The following is a 14,286-nucleotide window of genomic DNA, read 5'->3' as shown; positions in this document are numbered from 1 at the left end:
GACCAGACAGGATATGATATCGGTTCCCAGCATAAGCGTGTGGGAAGCAGTTAATTACCAATTACGAATTACCAATTACCACCCTTCGGCTGCGCTCTGGGCAAGATTACCAATTACCAATTATTTATAATTGACAATTCTATTGAAACTCGCAGCTTCCAAACTCGCACCGCCTACTAAAACCCCGTCAATCTCAGGCATCGCCATAACTTCATCAATATTGTCTCCTTTCACAGAGCCGCCGTACTGAATAGGCACATCAGGATTAGTCAATTTACTGCGAATCAAACCAATAACTCGGTTAGCTTCCTTCGTTTCGCAAGTATCGCCAGTGCCGATCGCCCAAATCGGTTCGTAAGCTATTACCAAATTATCTTGGTCAACACCAACCAAATCCTGCGCTAACTGAGAAAAAATATGAGCTTCCGTTTCTCCAGCATCCCGCTGTTGCTTTGTCTCTCCCACGCACAGAATCGGAATTAAACCGGATTTCTGAGCAGCTTTCAGCCGCAAATTCACTGTTTCGTCAGTTTCCCCAAAATATTGCCGGCGCTCGCTGTGCCCGACGATGACGTAGCGCACCCCAAGCTCTGTTAGCATCTGCCCGGAAATTTCACCAGTATAAGCTCCCGACTCTTGCCAGTGAACGTTCTGAGCACCGAGCCTGATCCGGCTTCCGTGGAGGTTTTTCGAGAGGACACTCAAATCTGTAAAGGGAACGCAAAGCACGACTTCCCGTTCTTCTGGGGTTTCCGTCAGGCAGGACATGAATCCTTGAAGAAACTCTAGGGATTCTGCCCTAGTTTTGTACATTTTCCAGTTGCCAGCTATAACTATTTTCCGCACTACTTTGTTAAATCCTTGTCCTTACAACGCAATTTATAGTCTAAAGCTTTAGGGTACATTTCGATCCCTTATTGCCCAAACTCGATGCGAGCTTGCTCAACTAAGTCAACGGTAACGACTTCTGTTTCGGCTTCGCGGGCCAATTGCTCGATTCGCACGCGAGCTTGTCCCCGGACAAAATAGGGAATATTTTTTAGCTTGGCTTTGGCTTCGGGCGTCCATTTTAAATCGTCTGAGAATTCGGAATCTGGCATGGCGTATCGGTCGATCGACTACAAGTGCTCAGTTCTGTATTTTGACAAAAGTCTGTCTAACTGAATTTACCATGTTTTGGGGCAAACCCATGCTGCAAGCAACGCTGGCGGGCGATCGAACTACAATAACGAAGCTAACCGTAGGGTGCGTCAGGGGGCCCGAATCCTTGAGTAGGTAACGAAAATATTCAGCCGCCCTGACGCACCCTACAATAACTGACTAACCAACCGTAGGGTGCGTCAGGGGGCGCGAATCCTTGAGTAGGTGACGAAAACATTCAGCCACCCTGACGCACCCTACAATAACTGTCAACTGTCAACTGTCAACTGTCAACTGTCAACTGACTGCTGACTAATCGGAATCTCGATCGCAAATTCAGTACCCTTCCCCAATTGGGAAGTACACTTTAAAACGCCACCGTGTTTTTATACCACAATTTGGTAACTAATTGACAGTCCCAATCCAGTACCTTTTCCGATCGGCTTAGTCGTGAAAAAAGGGTCAAATATGCGTTCTCTCATCGATTCCGAGATTCCCGAACCGTTGTCAGAAATCCGAATCACCGCGCTAGGAACATCGCCATTAATTTGACCCACAGCAGTAGAGATTTTAATTTGAGGGTTCACGAATTTGCGATCGCTCAACTTCTCCGATTGCAAAGCATCGATCGCATTTCCGATCACATTCATAAACACCTGATTCAACTGTCCGGCATAACACTCAACCAGAGGTAAATTGCCGTACTCTTTAACTAGCACAATGTTTCCAATATCCGAACTAGATTTCAGCCTGTGCTGCAAAATCAACAGCGTGCTGTCAATGCCCTCATGAATATCGACAGCCTTCATTTGACTTTCATCCAGACGAGAGAAATTCCTTAAAGACAAAACTATTTGACGAATGCGATCGGCTCCCACCTTCATAGACAATAGCAACTTAGGCAAATCTTCGAGTAGAAATTCCAAGTCAATATCTTCAGTCAATTCGCCAATCTCAGGACTAGCATCGAAATATTGCTGCTGGTAAAGTTCTAGTAAACTCAGCAATTTTTCAGTATAATCAGTAGCATGATTGAGATTGCCATAAATAAAATTAACTGGATTGTTAATTTCATGAGCAATCCCCGCCACCAGTTGCCCCAAACCCGACATTTTTTCAGTCTGAATCAATTGAGCTTGAGTGTCTTGCAAATCCTTTAAATTTTGAGCAATTTGTGCTGATTGACCTCTGGTTTTCTCTAGAAAATCGGCTTGTTGGATAGCCACGCCTAACTGATTGGCAATTTGAGCTAAAAACTTAAGTTCTGAACTTTCCCAGCAGCGCGGCGCAGAATGTTGATATGCTGCCAGCAAACCCCAAAGTTCTTGTCCTACAAAAATCGGCGCGATCGCATAAGCCTGCACCTGAAAACGCTCTAAAATAGTGAAGTTACACTCCGAGTGACAAGCTTGATAGATATCATTAACGGCGAGAGTTTCATTATTGATATACCTGCCGCCGTGGTGTGACTGCAAATAAGTATTTTCCCAAACCGTATTGATACCTTCACCTACCAATTTGCTCCAGCCATCTTTCACAAACTCGGCAACATATTGACCGCTCCAATCAGGATTAAAGCGATAGACAGCAATTCTATCGACTTGCATAAACTGACAAACTTCTTGGGTTGCAGTCTTAAAAATCGCATTGATATCGAGAGATTCTCGAATCTTAACCACAATTTCAAACAGTATCCGCTGTTGCTGGGCCGCCCACTGGAGATCGATCGTTTGCTGCCGCGTCTTAGCGAGCAAATCAGCTTGTTCTAATGCTACGCTTAACTGAGTTCCGACTTGCGTCGCAAACTGGATTTCCGAAGTTTTCCAATTGCGCGAACCGTCGCACTGATGCACGCATAGCAAGCCCCACAGTTGGCTGCCATTCATCAGTGGCATAATTATTTGTGCCTTAATTGCAAATTGAGCCAAAATATCAGCGTGGCAGTCTGAGAGTCCAGCAGTTGCTATGTCTGGGAACACTTTAATTTGTCCCTGACTGTATTTATTCGCATAGTTTTCGCCAAAACATTGATCGCGAGTTTTCACAGCCATTGCGGAACCAAAAACTGGCAAAACATCTTCTGTAATAAATTCCCCTTCATTAAAATTGGAATCCGGGTCAAAGCGATAAATTCCAACTCTGTCTGCATTTAAAATCCGCCGCAGTTCTGTAGTTGTCGTGCGAAAAATTGTATCTAAATCGAGAGATTCTCGAATCTTAGCAACCACCTCAAACAGTATCCGCTGCTGCTCGGCAGCGTAGTGCAAATCAACTGTTTGCTGCTGAGTTTGAGCGAGCAAATCTGCTTGTTCTAGTGCGATGCTGAGCTGGGCGGAAATTTGAGTAGCAAACTGAATTTCGGAAGATTCCCAGTTGCGGGGAGCCGAACACTGGTGCACGCACAGTAACCCCCAAAGCTCGTTACCTTTCATGACCGGTGCAACTAAAGTAGCTTTGATTTCAAATTGTTCTAAAATTTGGAGAAAGCAATCTTGCAGTCCAGCTTGTCTGATGTCTGAGAGGGTGTGAACTCGCCCCTGAGACTAGAGATTGGCGTAGTTTTCTCCAAAGCAGCCATCGTTTACTCTGACTGCCATTGCTGATGTAAAATCTGGCAAAACATCTTCAGCTACGAATTCGCCATAGTTAAATTCCGATGCGGGATCGAAGCGGTAAACCCCAACGCGATCGGCATTTAAAGCCCGTCGCACTTCCTGAGACATGGTGCTAAAAATTTGGTTCAAATCGAGGGATTTCCGCATTTTTGCCACGACTTCAAACAGCACTCGCTGCTGTTGGGTTAATTGTTGCAGTTGAGCTGTACGCTCTTGAACTTGATTTTCTAAATTAGCGTTAAGTGCCTCTATTTGTTGATTTAGTTGATAGTGGTTAATTGCCTCAGAAAAATGGCTGCCAAAAGATTGTATTAATTCAATTTCTTCAGGATTCCATTCGCGAATTTGGGAAGTTTTTGACTCTTTCCACGCTTCAAAAGATATTCGAGATTGGGCGAGCCGCCCGTCGGCATCTAACTGTCCGGCCCAGACAGTTTCCGTGTCAAATTCTTCTCGAAAAATGCTCAAGTAACCGAATATTTGCTGGCGGGTTCTGAGGGGTACGATTAAGATGCTGCGGATTTTTGTCGGTCGAAATGCCGGTTGCAGGCTTCTGAGACTGCTAATTTTGTACAAGTCGGGAATTGCCCAAACCTGTTGCTCGCCGGACTGAAAATAGTCGTGCCAGACGCTGTATTGCTCTACCTGCTGGTATTTGGCCGAAATTTGCATCCTCGGCCCGGTGCCGTAAGTGTAGACTTTGAGTGCCTGTGTGGAATTGTCGGAGTAGGGAATTAAACTCTTGATACTCCCCACTGATGAATCAGGGGGATTCTTGAATGAATCCGAAAACTCTCAAAGGCGTTATCAAAGCACCTCTAGACGCTCAAAACAACTACCAATATAAAAGGTATTGCAATTGCGCTTACTTTTGAATTGTTTGCTTTCATAATCCATCACTTTTGCCAGATAGGTACGCTTCACATTCTGCCGTTACTTGTCAGTTAAACAGGCTTACTACTCTTTGAGGAGTGTGGTGGCTCACGCTCGCCGGGATTTCTCCGATACTAGAATGTTTCAACACGTAGATGGTTTTTTTACTTACAACTTAATCATAACAAATCTTTCGATCAATTGCGTAAAAAAATATTGAAGGCGGTTGAAACCGCTACCGAGTTCCTCCCCATGTCTAAAGCCAGGGGCTTCCCTCTCGTTTTTTGGTGACTTTGCTGCTGTCGAAAATGCACAGCCTGCCGCCGGCTGCGTCTAGTGCAGCTACAGATTCTGTCAAAGCTACTTGCAGTTCGATCGCAGACTGGGAGTGCAGGGCTGCGGCGACGCGGTTGAGGGCAGCTTCCCGCTGAGCTTTCGCCCTCGCTTGGGCGAGGAGGGTTGATTGCGCTATGGCGACACCGAGCTGATCTGCCACCATCTGAACGGCTTGGAGTTCGTACTCTGCCACACTCCAGCACTCTGAGTGGTGAGATACTAACAACCCCCAGAATTCTGCGCCGTGAAAAATTGGTACTACCAACGAAGCCTTGACACCCATTGCCGTTAAGTATTCAGCGTGGCAGGGGTCGATCGGGCTGTACCGCACTTCGTCGGGCAGCAGTTCGCCGGAAACCGTGTCAAGGTGGGGACTTTGGCCTAGCAGCCCTCCAGCGACATCGACGATCGATCGCACCTGTACTTGGGCGAACAATTCGCGGGCGTGAGGGGGAATATCGTCTGCGGGAAAATGCAGCCCCAGTAGGGAGGGCAAGCGGTTGTCGTTGATTGATTCGGCAATCACTTCACCGCTACCGTCGCTATGAAATTTATAGATTTTTACCCTGTCAGTTCCCAATAACGATTGAACTTCTGCTACTGTGGCGCTGAGAATTTCTGGCAATTCTAGAGAGCGGCGAATGCGGTTGGCAATGCGCGAGAGTAAATTTGCTCGATCGTACCTCACCTTGATGACATTTTGGTTCTTTAATGAGTCCATTAATTTTTTGCTTTCCCAGCAATAACAGTAACCGGCCCAAAAATTTTGTGCGTGTTATAAAATTCGGCAAGCACAGCGATTTAATAAAATATGAATACCCTGACGGCGATGGTCGATGAGTTTTGCACAGTTAGCAAGCTGCCTTCAAACTGCAACTTTCTCTTACAACTTTCAATTTTTTTGTGCAATTAAAACTTTTCTAGTTCAAATATAAACTTTGTAGAGCCGGTCTTGCAAGCTTCATACCATAAATAATTAAATTTGTCAAGTTTCAATAATTGCAGAATCATTCAGAGAAAGGTCGATCGACTTTTGAGCCATTTTTCCAGATATACCGCCCTGACGGTTAGGACGTTCTTGATTGCCCAAAGCCACGCGGTAGATTGCTTCTTTCTTCTTCCTTCCATCCGTTACATCCCGCACATTGCTCGTTGCCGAATTTCCGTCTTCCTTCTTCCGTCTTCCTTCTTCCGTCTTCCTTCTTCCTTCTTCCTTCTTCCTTCCATCCCGCACATTGCTCGTTGCCGAATTTCAGTCTTCCTTCTTCCTTCTTCCTTCTTCCTTCAACATCTGCTATATTTGCTCAAAAAAAAGCTCCTGCCGTTAAGCAGGAGCTTTTTTCGATTAGACCATCAAATCAGAAATAAATTCGATGATTAGTCTAAATCAGGCATAGCCAGCACTGGTTCATTTTCGCGATTGATACCCTTCTCAAAGCCAGCGACAGCCGCACGAGCGCGACCGGCGTGCCACAAGTGGCCGATTAAGAAGAAGAAACCCATCACAAAGTGGAAACAGGACAGCCAAGAACGAGGAGACGTGAAGTTAAACGAGTTAACTTCAGTTGCCACGCCGCCCACAGAGTTCAAAGAACCCAAAGGAGCGTGAGTCATGTATTCAGCAGCGCGGCGAGCTTGCCAAGGCTGAATATCGTTCTTAATTTTGTTCAAGTCCAAACCGTTAGTACCGCGCAAGGGTTCCAACCAAGGGCCTTGGAAATCCCAGAAACGCATCGTTTCACCGCCGAAAATGATTTCGCCAGTAGGAGAGCGCATCAGGTATTTACCCAGACCGGTAGGGCCTTGTGCAGAACCGACGTTAGCACCCAAGCGTTGGTCGCGGATCAGGAAGGTCAAAGCTTGCGCTTGAGAAGCTTCCGGGCCCGTCGGGCCGTAAAATTCGCTAGGGTAAGCAGTGTTGTTGAACCAGACAAAGCAGCAAGCGATGAAGCCCATGAGGGACAAAGCGCCCAAGCTGTATGACAGGTAAGCTTCGCCAGACCAGATTAAGGCGCGGCGAGCCCAGCCGAAAGGCTTGGTCAAAATGTGCCAAACACCGCCAGCGATACAAATCAGGCCCAGCCAGATGTGACCGCCGATGATGTCTTCCATGTTGTTGACGCTGACAATCCAGCCTTCGCCACCGAAAGGAGAGCGAACCAAATAGCCAAAAATCACAGCCGGATTCAGAGTGGGGTTCGTGATAATACGCACGTCGCCGCCGCCCGGAGCCCAAGTGTCGTAGACACCGCCGAAGAACATGGCTTTAGCAACCAGCAGCAAGCAGCCGCCACCCAATAAAATCAGGTGATAGCCGATGATGTTGGTCATCTGGTTTTTGTCTTTCCAGTCGTAGCCGAAGAAAGAAGAGTATTCTTCGAGAACTTCGGGGCCGCGAACAGCGTGATAAATGCCGCCCAAACCGAGGACAGCAGATGAAATCAAGTGCAGAACGCCGACTACGAAGAACGGGAAGATATCAATGACTTCACCGCCAGGGCCTACGCCCCAACCCAATGTAGCGACGTGGGGCATCAAGATTAAGCCCTGTTCGTACATGGGTTTTTCTGGGATAAAGTGAGCGACTTCAAACAAAGTCATTGCTCCGGCCCAGAACACGATCAAACCAGCGTGAGCGACGTGTGCGCCCAGCAGTTTGCCTGAGAGATTGATCAAACGAGCGTTGCCTGACCACCAAGCGAATCCGGAGGATTCTTGGTCGCGACCGCTTGCATAGGAATTAGAGAGCGTTACCACGCGGTAGAACCTCCAACGATGTTAGTTTTTGGATTTCGGTTTTTTTGTTCTCCGGGTGACCGCAGGAGCACTGCGTCCACCCGGTGAATAGGAATTTGGATTTCTAGTTTGAATTTAAAAAACATAAATTAAGCTGAAATCCAAATCCTGATTTTTTTAAAGTGCGTTACCGCGAGGCAGAACTTCTTCAGGGAAGATGAAGTTTTCGTGGGGTTGGTCGGTCGGAGCCATCCAAGCACGAATGCCTTCGTTAAGCAGAATGTTCTTAGTGTAGAACGTTTCAAACTCAGGATCTTCAGCAGCGCGCAATTCTTGTGATACGAAGTCGTAGGCGCGCAGGTTTAATGCTAAACCGACGATGCCAATAGAGCTCATCCACAAGCCTGTGACGGGTACGAACAGCATGAAGAAGTGCAACCAACGCTTGTTGGAGAACGCAATTCCGAAGATTTGGCTCCAGAAGCGGTTAGCTGTCACCATTGAGTAGGTTTCTTCAGACTGAGTTGGGTTGAAGGCGCGGAAGGTGTTTGAGCCTTCGCCATCTTCAAACAAGGTGTTTTCTACGGTAGCACCGTGGATAGCGCACAGCAGCGCGCCGCCCAGGATGCCTGCAACGCCCATCATGTGGAAGGGGTTAAGCGTCCAGTTGTGGAAGCCTTGCAGGAAGAGCAGGAAGCGGAAAATTGCTGCGACGCCGAAACTGGGGGCGAAGAACCAGCCTGATTGACCCAAGGGGTAAAGCAGGAACACTGACACAAACACGGCGATGGGGCCGGTGAATGCCAGAGCGTTGTAGGGGCGGATGCCGACTAAACGGGAGATTTCGATTTGACGCAGGCAGAACCCGATCAAGGCGAAAGCGCCGTGGAGGGCGACAAATGCCCACAGGCCGCCGAGTTGGAACCAGCGGGTGAAGTCCCACTGTGCTTCGGGGCCCCACAGGAACAGCAGGGAGTGTCCGAGGCTGTTGGCTGGGGTGGAGACTGCGACGGTGAGGAAGTTGGCTCCTTCGAGGTAGGAGCTTGCCAAACCGTGGGTGTACCAGGATGTGACGAAGGTGGTGCCTGTCAACCAGCCACCGATGGCCATGTAGGCGCAGGGGAATAGCAGGATGCCAGACCAGCCTACGAAGACGAAGCGATCGCGCTTGAGCCAGTCGTCGAGGACATCAAAGATGCCTCTTTCGGTCTGGGCGCGTCCGACTGCGATTGTCATAGCGATAAAATCCTCTTGCTTGTTAAAAGACCAAGGTTTCTAATTAAAGTTAACATAACTATACATTATAAGTTCATTAATTTTCAACTAAAACGCCAAGAGTTGATACAGAATCGCGATCGCCCCATCGCGATCGCCCCAGCGAAGTATGACGCAGAGGTGGGCGAGTTGAATTAAAATTTGGCTTTAAGGCTGTTTACATCTTATGACTGCAAAAACAATGACCTCGATCGATTCTGTCCTGCGCTACGAGGTTTTGGGTTCTCGCCGCTTCAGCAACTTCTGGTGGGGGACGATTGTCACCATTGGAGGGACTGGTTTCCTGCTGTCGGGCATTTCCAGCTACTTGCACGTGAACCTGCTGCCTTTTTCTGACCCGACTCGGCTTGTTTTCATCCCTCAAGGCATCGCGATGGGTTTCTACGGTGTCTGCGGCGTGCTGTTGGCGCTTTACCTGTGGCTGACTATTCTCTGGGATGTCGGTGGCGGATACAATGAGTTCGATCGCCAAACTGGTAACATTCGGATCTTTCGCTGGGGATTTCCCGGCAAAAACCGCAAACTTGATTTTACTTGCAAGACATCGGACGTGCAATCTGTGCGGGTGGACATTAAAGAAGGTCTCAATCCCCGCCGCAGTATTTATCTTAAGCTCAAAGACCGCCGTCAGTTTCCCCTGACTAGAGTCGGACAGCCGATTGCTTTGTCTCAGGTGGAAAATCAAGCTGCCGAATTGGCTAGATTTTTGCAAGTTCCCCTCGAAGGACTGTAGAGATTTTGGATTTTGGATTTTGGATTTTCGATTGTTAATGTCTTGTAGGTGGGACGGGGAGGCGCACAAAATCGATAAATCTAGGGTGCGCCTCGGCGCACCTTACGTCGTTGAGTGAAAGTAGAAAATACAAATGCAAATGCAAATCAAAATTCAGCGGTGGTTGTTCTCAGTTTTAATAATTGGTGCTTTGTTTGTCGGGGGATGCGGTAGTTCCCCTGCTGCGAGCAACTCAACTCCGACACCGAATCCGGCGTCTGGTGAAAACATTTCTTTGTCTCCACCCCCTTCTGAGCCTGCATCTGGTGCTGTTGTGGCGGCATCTGAGCAATTTAATAATTTACCGCGCTTGACCCAAAAAGCAACGGTGGTGATGACGGTTAAAGGTGCTCCAATTACGATCGAACTCGACGGCACAAATGCCCCAATTACTGCGGGCAATTTTGTCGATTTGGTTCAGAAGGGAGTCTACGACGGGCTGGTATTTCACCGAGTTGTGCGGGAACCTCAGCCTTTTGTGGTTCAGGGCGGCGACCCTCAGGGTAAAGACCCTAAATTCCCTACGGCGCGACTGGGAACTGGGGGTTTTATTGACCCGAAAACATCTGTCGAACGCAGGATTCCTCTGGAAATTAAGGCTAAAGGTGCACCGAACCCGACTTACAGCCAAACGCTAGAACAAGCTGGGATTTCTCAGAAACCCGTGTTGCTTCACAGTCGCGGGGCTGTGGCTATGGCTCGATCGCAGAGCCCTGATTCGGCTTCTTCTCAGTTTTACTTTACTCTGAGCGATGTACCCTTTTTGGATGGTAGCTATGCGGTTTTTGGCTACGTGAAGCAAGGGATGGATGTTGTGGATAAAATTCAAGCGGGCGATCGCATTGAGAAGGCTACTGTTACTCAGGGTTTGGAAAATTTTAAGGCTGTTAATTAGTCAGTTGACAGTTGACAGTTGACAGTTGACAGTTGACAGTTGACAGTTGACAGTTGACAGTTGACAGTTGACAGTTGACAGTTGACAGTTGACAGTTGACAGTTGACAGTTGACAGTTGACAGTTGACAGTAGTCATTAATGAATGGATGGATGTTGTTGTTACTGGAATTGGTGTTGTTTCAGCTTTGGGTACTCTGGAAAAGAGCTGGAAAAGATTGTTGGCTGGGGATTCGGGGATTCGGCAACATCAACCTTTTTTAGAAATTGAACCGCTACCTTTGGCTTTGGTTGGCAAAAAACCTGCTGATTTAATAACTTTAATTCGGCAGGTTTTGGCTGATGCTTTGCAAGATGCTAATTTGACTTTGCCTTTGCCTGATTGCGGAATTGCGATCGGTTCTAGTCGCGGCTTTCAAGGAAATTTGGAACTGTTGCTAAGAGATGGGGACATGGGGAGAGGCGGAGAATTGCGGGACGATCGATTACCGATTACCGATTCCCAATTCCCAATTACTAATTCCCGATTTGTGGATTTTTTGCCTCACATGGGGGCGATCGCGGCGGCGAGGGCTATTGGCTCTACAGGGCCTGTGCTGGCGCCGATGGCTGCTTGTGCTACGGGCTTACAGTCGATCGCCCGCGCTGTTGATTTAATCCGCACTGGCCAGTGTCAGCGGGCGATCGCAGGTGCTGTAGAAGCTCCCATTACACCCTTGACTGTGGCTGGATTTAACCGGATGGGTGCTTTGGCAAACACTGGCTGCTATCCGTTTGACGAACATCGGGAAGGCTTTGTTCTCGGCGAAGGCGGGGCTTTATTTGTATTAGAATCTACCGACTTGGCAAGGCGCCGGGGTGCTAAAATTTACGGTCTAATTTCCGGTTTTGGGTTGACAAATGATGCTTGTCATGCTAATGCGCCGGAGTTGGGCGGGAAAAGTGCGATCGCAGCGGTAAATCAATGTTTGAAACGCAGCAATTTAGCGGCGGTTGATATAGATTTTATTCACGCTCACGGTACTGCAACTGAGTTAAATGACCGACATGAAGCGCTGTTAATTCAGAAATTGTTTGGCCCCTCTGTGGCTGTTAGTTCGACTAAGGGGGCTACTGGTCATACTTTGGGGGCTTCGGGAGCTTTGGGCGCGGCTTTTTGTTTGATGGGTATTCAATCCCAGATGCTGCCACCGGGCGCTGGCATGAAAAAACCGGAGTTTGATTTGGATTTTGTTCGCTCGGCGCGATCGACTGTTGTGAAAAATGCGGTTTGTTTGAGTTTTGGCTTTGGCGGGCAGAATGCTGCGATTGTCTTATCGGGCGATCGCTAATTAATTTTTGGCCGTGCCAGTCGATCGGCATTTAAATCGCATTCTCTATGTTACAGATAAAATCTGGTGGGGCGTCCCAGAGGGCGATCGCAAATCCAGTTTTAATTTGACAGACAGTATCATATTTAGGTATTTTAGTCAATTCAGTGATAATTTTGGTGAAATTGGTGCGGATGCACCCGTTTGGCTCTGCATCCGGCGGGTAACACTTCCCTCACAACCGCGTGCCAGAACATCGAGGCAGATCCAAGCAGTATTGTATTTTATTCCAGCACCGATGCCGATCGGCGAAGATATAAGAAAGAAATTGTTTCAATTAAGCCTCAGGTATTTTCACATGGATCTGGCATCTCATCGATTTATGTCTTATTTTGAACCTCCGCAAGCTGCTCACCTGTGCGAAATAGCTGTCTTGGAGACTTTTGCTGAGGAAACGCTGGTTTTTGAAGAAGGACAAACAGCGGATTTTTTATATCTAGTTTTAGAAGGTGAAGTCGAGTTTAGCAAGCGGGTTGAAAATAATAAATATCAAACTATTGCTGTCGCCAAACCAGACGATTTTTTTGGCGAACTCGGAGTTTTAGACGGAGAGCCGCGCAGTGCTAGAGCTGTGGCAGTTGGTGGCTCGACTTTAGCAAAATTAGGTCGCGAAGAGCTAATAGCAACTCTCGAACTTGCTAAAGGCAGTTCCGTACTGCAAATGTTTAGTTTCATTATTAAAAATTTGCGGTCTACTACGGATCAATATGTTGACCAGTTCGTACACAAACAAAAAATGGTTTTAGTAGGAGAAATGGTCAGTACAATTATTCACGATTTTAAAAGTCCTTTTACTGGCATTAAACTCTCCAGCGAAATGCTCAAAGAAATGCACCCTGATGAAGAAACTCAGGAGTGGTGCGAACTTATTCAATTGCAGGTGCAGCGAATGTTGGGAATGGCTGAAGAAGTATTGGAGTTTTCGCGTGGCAACTCGGCATTAAATAAAAAACCTGTTAATCTCCTCCAAACATTGAATCAGTTTGAAAAGTTGAACAGAGTTTATTTTGAGGCGGCAAAAGTAGATTTGGTGCTGCGCGCAACAGAAGTAATAGTGGAAGCGGACGAAAATAAGATATTGCGGGTTTTGCAAAATTTAGTTGGAAATGCTGTTGAAGCTTTTGGCGGGCGTGGAGGTAGGGTTGAGATTGCTATTGGACAAAGCGAGGAGTGGGCAGAAATTAGTATTTACGATAACGGCCCGGGCATTCCGCAGGCAATTAAGGAAAAGTTATTTGAACCTTTTGTGACTTATGGAAAGCGCACTGGCACGGGTTTGGGAACGGCGATTGCTAAGTCTATCGTTGATGCTCATAAAGGGCAAATTAGTTATGAGTCGGAGAACAAAAAAGGGACAACTTTTTACATACGACTGCCGAAATCATAACTGATAAGAGTGTTTTCATTAGGTGCGTTGACAGCTTTATTCAGTTGACAGTTGACAGTTGACAGTTGACAGAAGAGCGCGCTCGCGACTTGCCCCGAGCGAAGTCGAGGGGAGTCGAAGAGTTGACAGGTGACAGTTGATGGTTGACCTCTATCTAGAACCAGGAGGATTGGAGTAATGAATCTTCTGATTTTAATTTATCCCTATCAGGCAATACGGTTCACTTAAGATTGTCCGCAGCGAGGAAGGCTCTTCGCAGCGATATTTTATGAAATCAAACGAGCGAGTTTATTTTTGATACTGTGTTACCCCCAATGCGGTCTTAATTGAACTGTATTGCCCTATAAAGGACGGGCTTTAAACAAATTATTTATGGTAAATCTCAATAAGCGGTGCAACACTTAATACCATGCGTGACAAATTGTTGCTAGCATTAAGCATAGATAAATTATCGGTCACGATCGTAAATTGCCGGATACGGCAGTGTCCAAAGCCTTGTCAACAATCGCCCTCAGGCGATGATAAATCTTGTTCTTAGTCAAGTTTCTCACCCCCTCGCATCCCCCTTGCTAAGAAGGACGAAAGAAAATATTCTTGTCCCCCCCCTTAACAAGGGGGGGGGCTAGGGGCCCTAATTACTAAATAGCAATCTCTAACGACGTTTGACATTAAGTTGACACGGCTTTGGGCGAAGCGTAGCGGAGGGAGTGCCTAATTCCCTACAGATAAAAACCTCTAATTTATTTTTTGTAGCAACGTTTTCTCACGGTTAGTATAAATTGTATCTTTTGCGGAAAGTCTGAGGAAAATTCCACCACAATGAGATTATTTGTGCAGGTGCAAATTAAACGCATATCGAGCTGGCTAGACTTATACTATAGCCTTTCTC

At 47.1% G+C, this 14,286-nt stretch carries 12 protein-coding genes and 1 pseudogene; 4 read left to right on the top strand and 9 right to left on the bottom strand.

Annotated features, from left to right (window positions below):
• Positions 1 to 120: 120 nt before the first annotated feature.
• From tpiA to psbD, 9 genes and pseudogenes are all read right to left on the bottom strand, one after another.
• Positions 121 to 846 (bottom strand): triose-phosphate isomerase, encoded by a 726-nt coding sequence (gene tpiA / locus QZW47_RS11500; RefSeq protein ID WP_293127223.1) that lies wholly within the window; start codon positions 844 to 846, stop codon positions 121 to 123.
• Between the two features lie 68 nt (positions 847 to 914).
• Complete coding sequence (locus QZW47_RS11495) at positions 915 to 1,100, bottom strand: PCP reductase family protein (protein ID WP_006633749.1); 186 nt, start codon at positions 1,098 to 1,100, stop codon at positions 915 to 917.
• A gap of 426 nt (positions 1,101 to 1,526) precedes the next feature.
• Complete coding sequence (locus QZW47_RS11485; RefSeq protein WP_366930860.1) at positions 1,527 to 3,368, bottom strand: GAF domain-containing protein; 1,842 nt, start codon at positions 3,366 to 3,368, stop codon at positions 1,527 to 1,529.
• A gap of 96 nt (positions 3,369 to 3,464) precedes the next feature.
• A pseudogene (locus QZW47_RS30125) lies at positions 3,465 to 3,665 on the bottom strand (GAF domain-containing protein); the annotation flags it as partial.
• A gap of 18 nt (positions 3,666 to 3,683) precedes the next feature.
• The gene (locus QZW47_RS11480; protein WP_293127217.1) at positions 3,684 to 4,511 is read right to left on the bottom strand and encodes a hypothetical protein; all 828 of its coding nucleotides are present in this window, start codon (positions 4,509 to 4,511) and stop codon (positions 3,684 to 3,686) included.
• Between the two features lie 373 nt (positions 4,512 to 4,884).
• Positions 4,885 to 5,685 (bottom strand): GAF domain-containing protein, encoded by an 801-nt coding sequence (locus QZW47_RS11475; RefSeq protein ID WP_293127215.1) that lies wholly within the window; start codon positions 5,683 to 5,685, stop codon positions 4,885 to 4,887.
• A gap of 264 nt (positions 5,686 to 5,949) precedes the next feature.
• Positions 5,950 to 6,198: a hypothetical protein gene (locus tag QZW47_RS11470; RefSeq protein ID WP_293127213.1), complete on the bottom strand. Its 249-nt coding sequence runs from the start codon at positions 6,196 to 6,198 to the stop codon at positions 5,950 to 5,952.
• 143 nt (positions 6,199 to 6,341) lie between these two features.
• On the bottom strand, positions 6,342 to 7,721 hold the full coding sequence (psbC, locus tag QZW47_RS11465) for a photosystem II reaction center protein CP43 (protein WP_293127211.1): 1,380 nt from the start codon (positions 7,719 to 7,721) through the stop codon (positions 6,342 to 6,344).
• Between the two features lie 156 nt (positions 7,722 to 7,877).
• Positions 7,878 to 8,936 carry a photosystem II D2 protein (photosystem q(a) protein) gene (gene psbD, locus QZW47_RS11460; RefSeq protein WP_293127209.1) on the bottom strand — a complete coding sequence of 353 codons (1,059 nt, stop codon included), beginning with the start codon at positions 8,934 to 8,936 and terminating at the stop codon, positions 7,878 to 7,880.
• Between the two features lie 205 nt (positions 8,937 to 9,141).
• On the opposite strand from psbD, the gene QZW47_RS11455 reads away from it, so the two are divergent.
• The 4 genes from QZW47_RS11455 (at position 9,142) to QZW47_RS11440 (ending at position 13,397) form a co-directional block, all read left to right on the top strand.
• Entirely contained in the window at positions 9,142 to 9,708 is a 567-nt protein-coding gene (locus QZW47_RS11455) for a photosystem I assembly protein Ycf4 (RefSeq protein ID WP_293127207.1), read from the top strand.
• A 139-nt stretch (positions 9,709 to 9,847) separates the two neighbouring features.
• Positions 9,848 to 10,642 carry a peptidylprolyl isomerase gene (locus QZW47_RS11450; RefSeq protein ID WP_293127205.1) on the top strand — a complete coding sequence of 265 codons (795 nt, stop codon included), beginning with the start codon at positions 9,848 to 9,850 and terminating at the stop codon, positions 10,640 to 10,642.
• Positions 10,643 to 10,789: 147 nt separating this feature from the next.
• The gene (locus QZW47_RS11445) at positions 10,790 to 11,971 is read left to right on the top strand and encodes a beta-ketoacyl-ACP synthase (protein ID WP_293127322.1); all 1,182 of its coding nucleotides are present in this window, start codon (positions 10,790 to 10,792) and stop codon (positions 11,969 to 11,971) included.
• 337 nt (positions 11,972 to 12,308) lie between these two features.
• Positions 12,309 to 13,397 carry an ATP-binding protein gene (locus QZW47_RS11440; RefSeq protein ID WP_293127320.1) on the top strand — a complete coding sequence of 363 codons (1,089 nt, stop codon included), beginning with the start codon at positions 12,309 to 12,311 and terminating at the stop codon, positions 13,395 to 13,397.
• Positions 13,398 to 14,286: the final 889 nt, after the last annotated feature.

Origin of the sequence: Microcoleus sp. bin38.metabat.b11b12b14.051 (genome assembly GCF_013299165.1) — a bacterium.
In the GTDB taxonomy this organism is placed as follows: domain Bacteria; phylum Cyanobacteriota; class Cyanobacteriia; order Cyanobacteriales; family Microcoleaceae; genus Microcoleus.
Note: the sequence above shows the minus strand (reverse complement) of the source record. Positions and strands in the feature narration are given on the sequence as shown.

Excerpts from the sequence above, each read along its gene's own strand:
- QZW47_RS11475 (WP_293127215.1), bottom strand. The coding sequence starts at position 5,685 with ATGGACTCATTAAAGAACCAAAATGTCATCAAGGTGAGGTACGATCGA.
- QZW47_RS11445 (WP_293127322.1), top strand. The coding sequence starts at position 10,790 with ATGGATGTTGTTGTTACTGGAATTGGTGTTGTTTCAGCTTTGGGTACT.
- psbD (WP_293127209.1), bottom strand. The coding sequence starts at position 8,936 with ATGACAATCGCAGTCGGACGCGCCCAGACCGAAAGAGGCATCTTTGAT.
- QZW47_RS11455 (WP_293127207.1), top strand. The coding sequence starts at position 9,142 with ATGACTGCAAAAACAATGACCTCGATCGATTCTGTCCTGCGCTACGAG.
- QZW47_RS11495 (WP_006633749.1), bottom strand. The coding sequence starts at position 1,100 with ATGCCAGATTCCGAATTCTCAGACGATTTAAAATGGACGCCCGAAGCC.
- QZW47_RS11450 (WP_293127205.1), top strand. The coding sequence starts at position 9,848 with ATGCAAATCAAAATTCAGCGGTGGTTGTTCTCAGTTTTAATAATTGGT.
- QZW47_RS11440 (WP_293127320.1), top strand. The coding sequence starts at position 12,309 with ATGGATCTGGCATCTCATCGATTTATGTCTTATTTTGAACCTCCGCAA.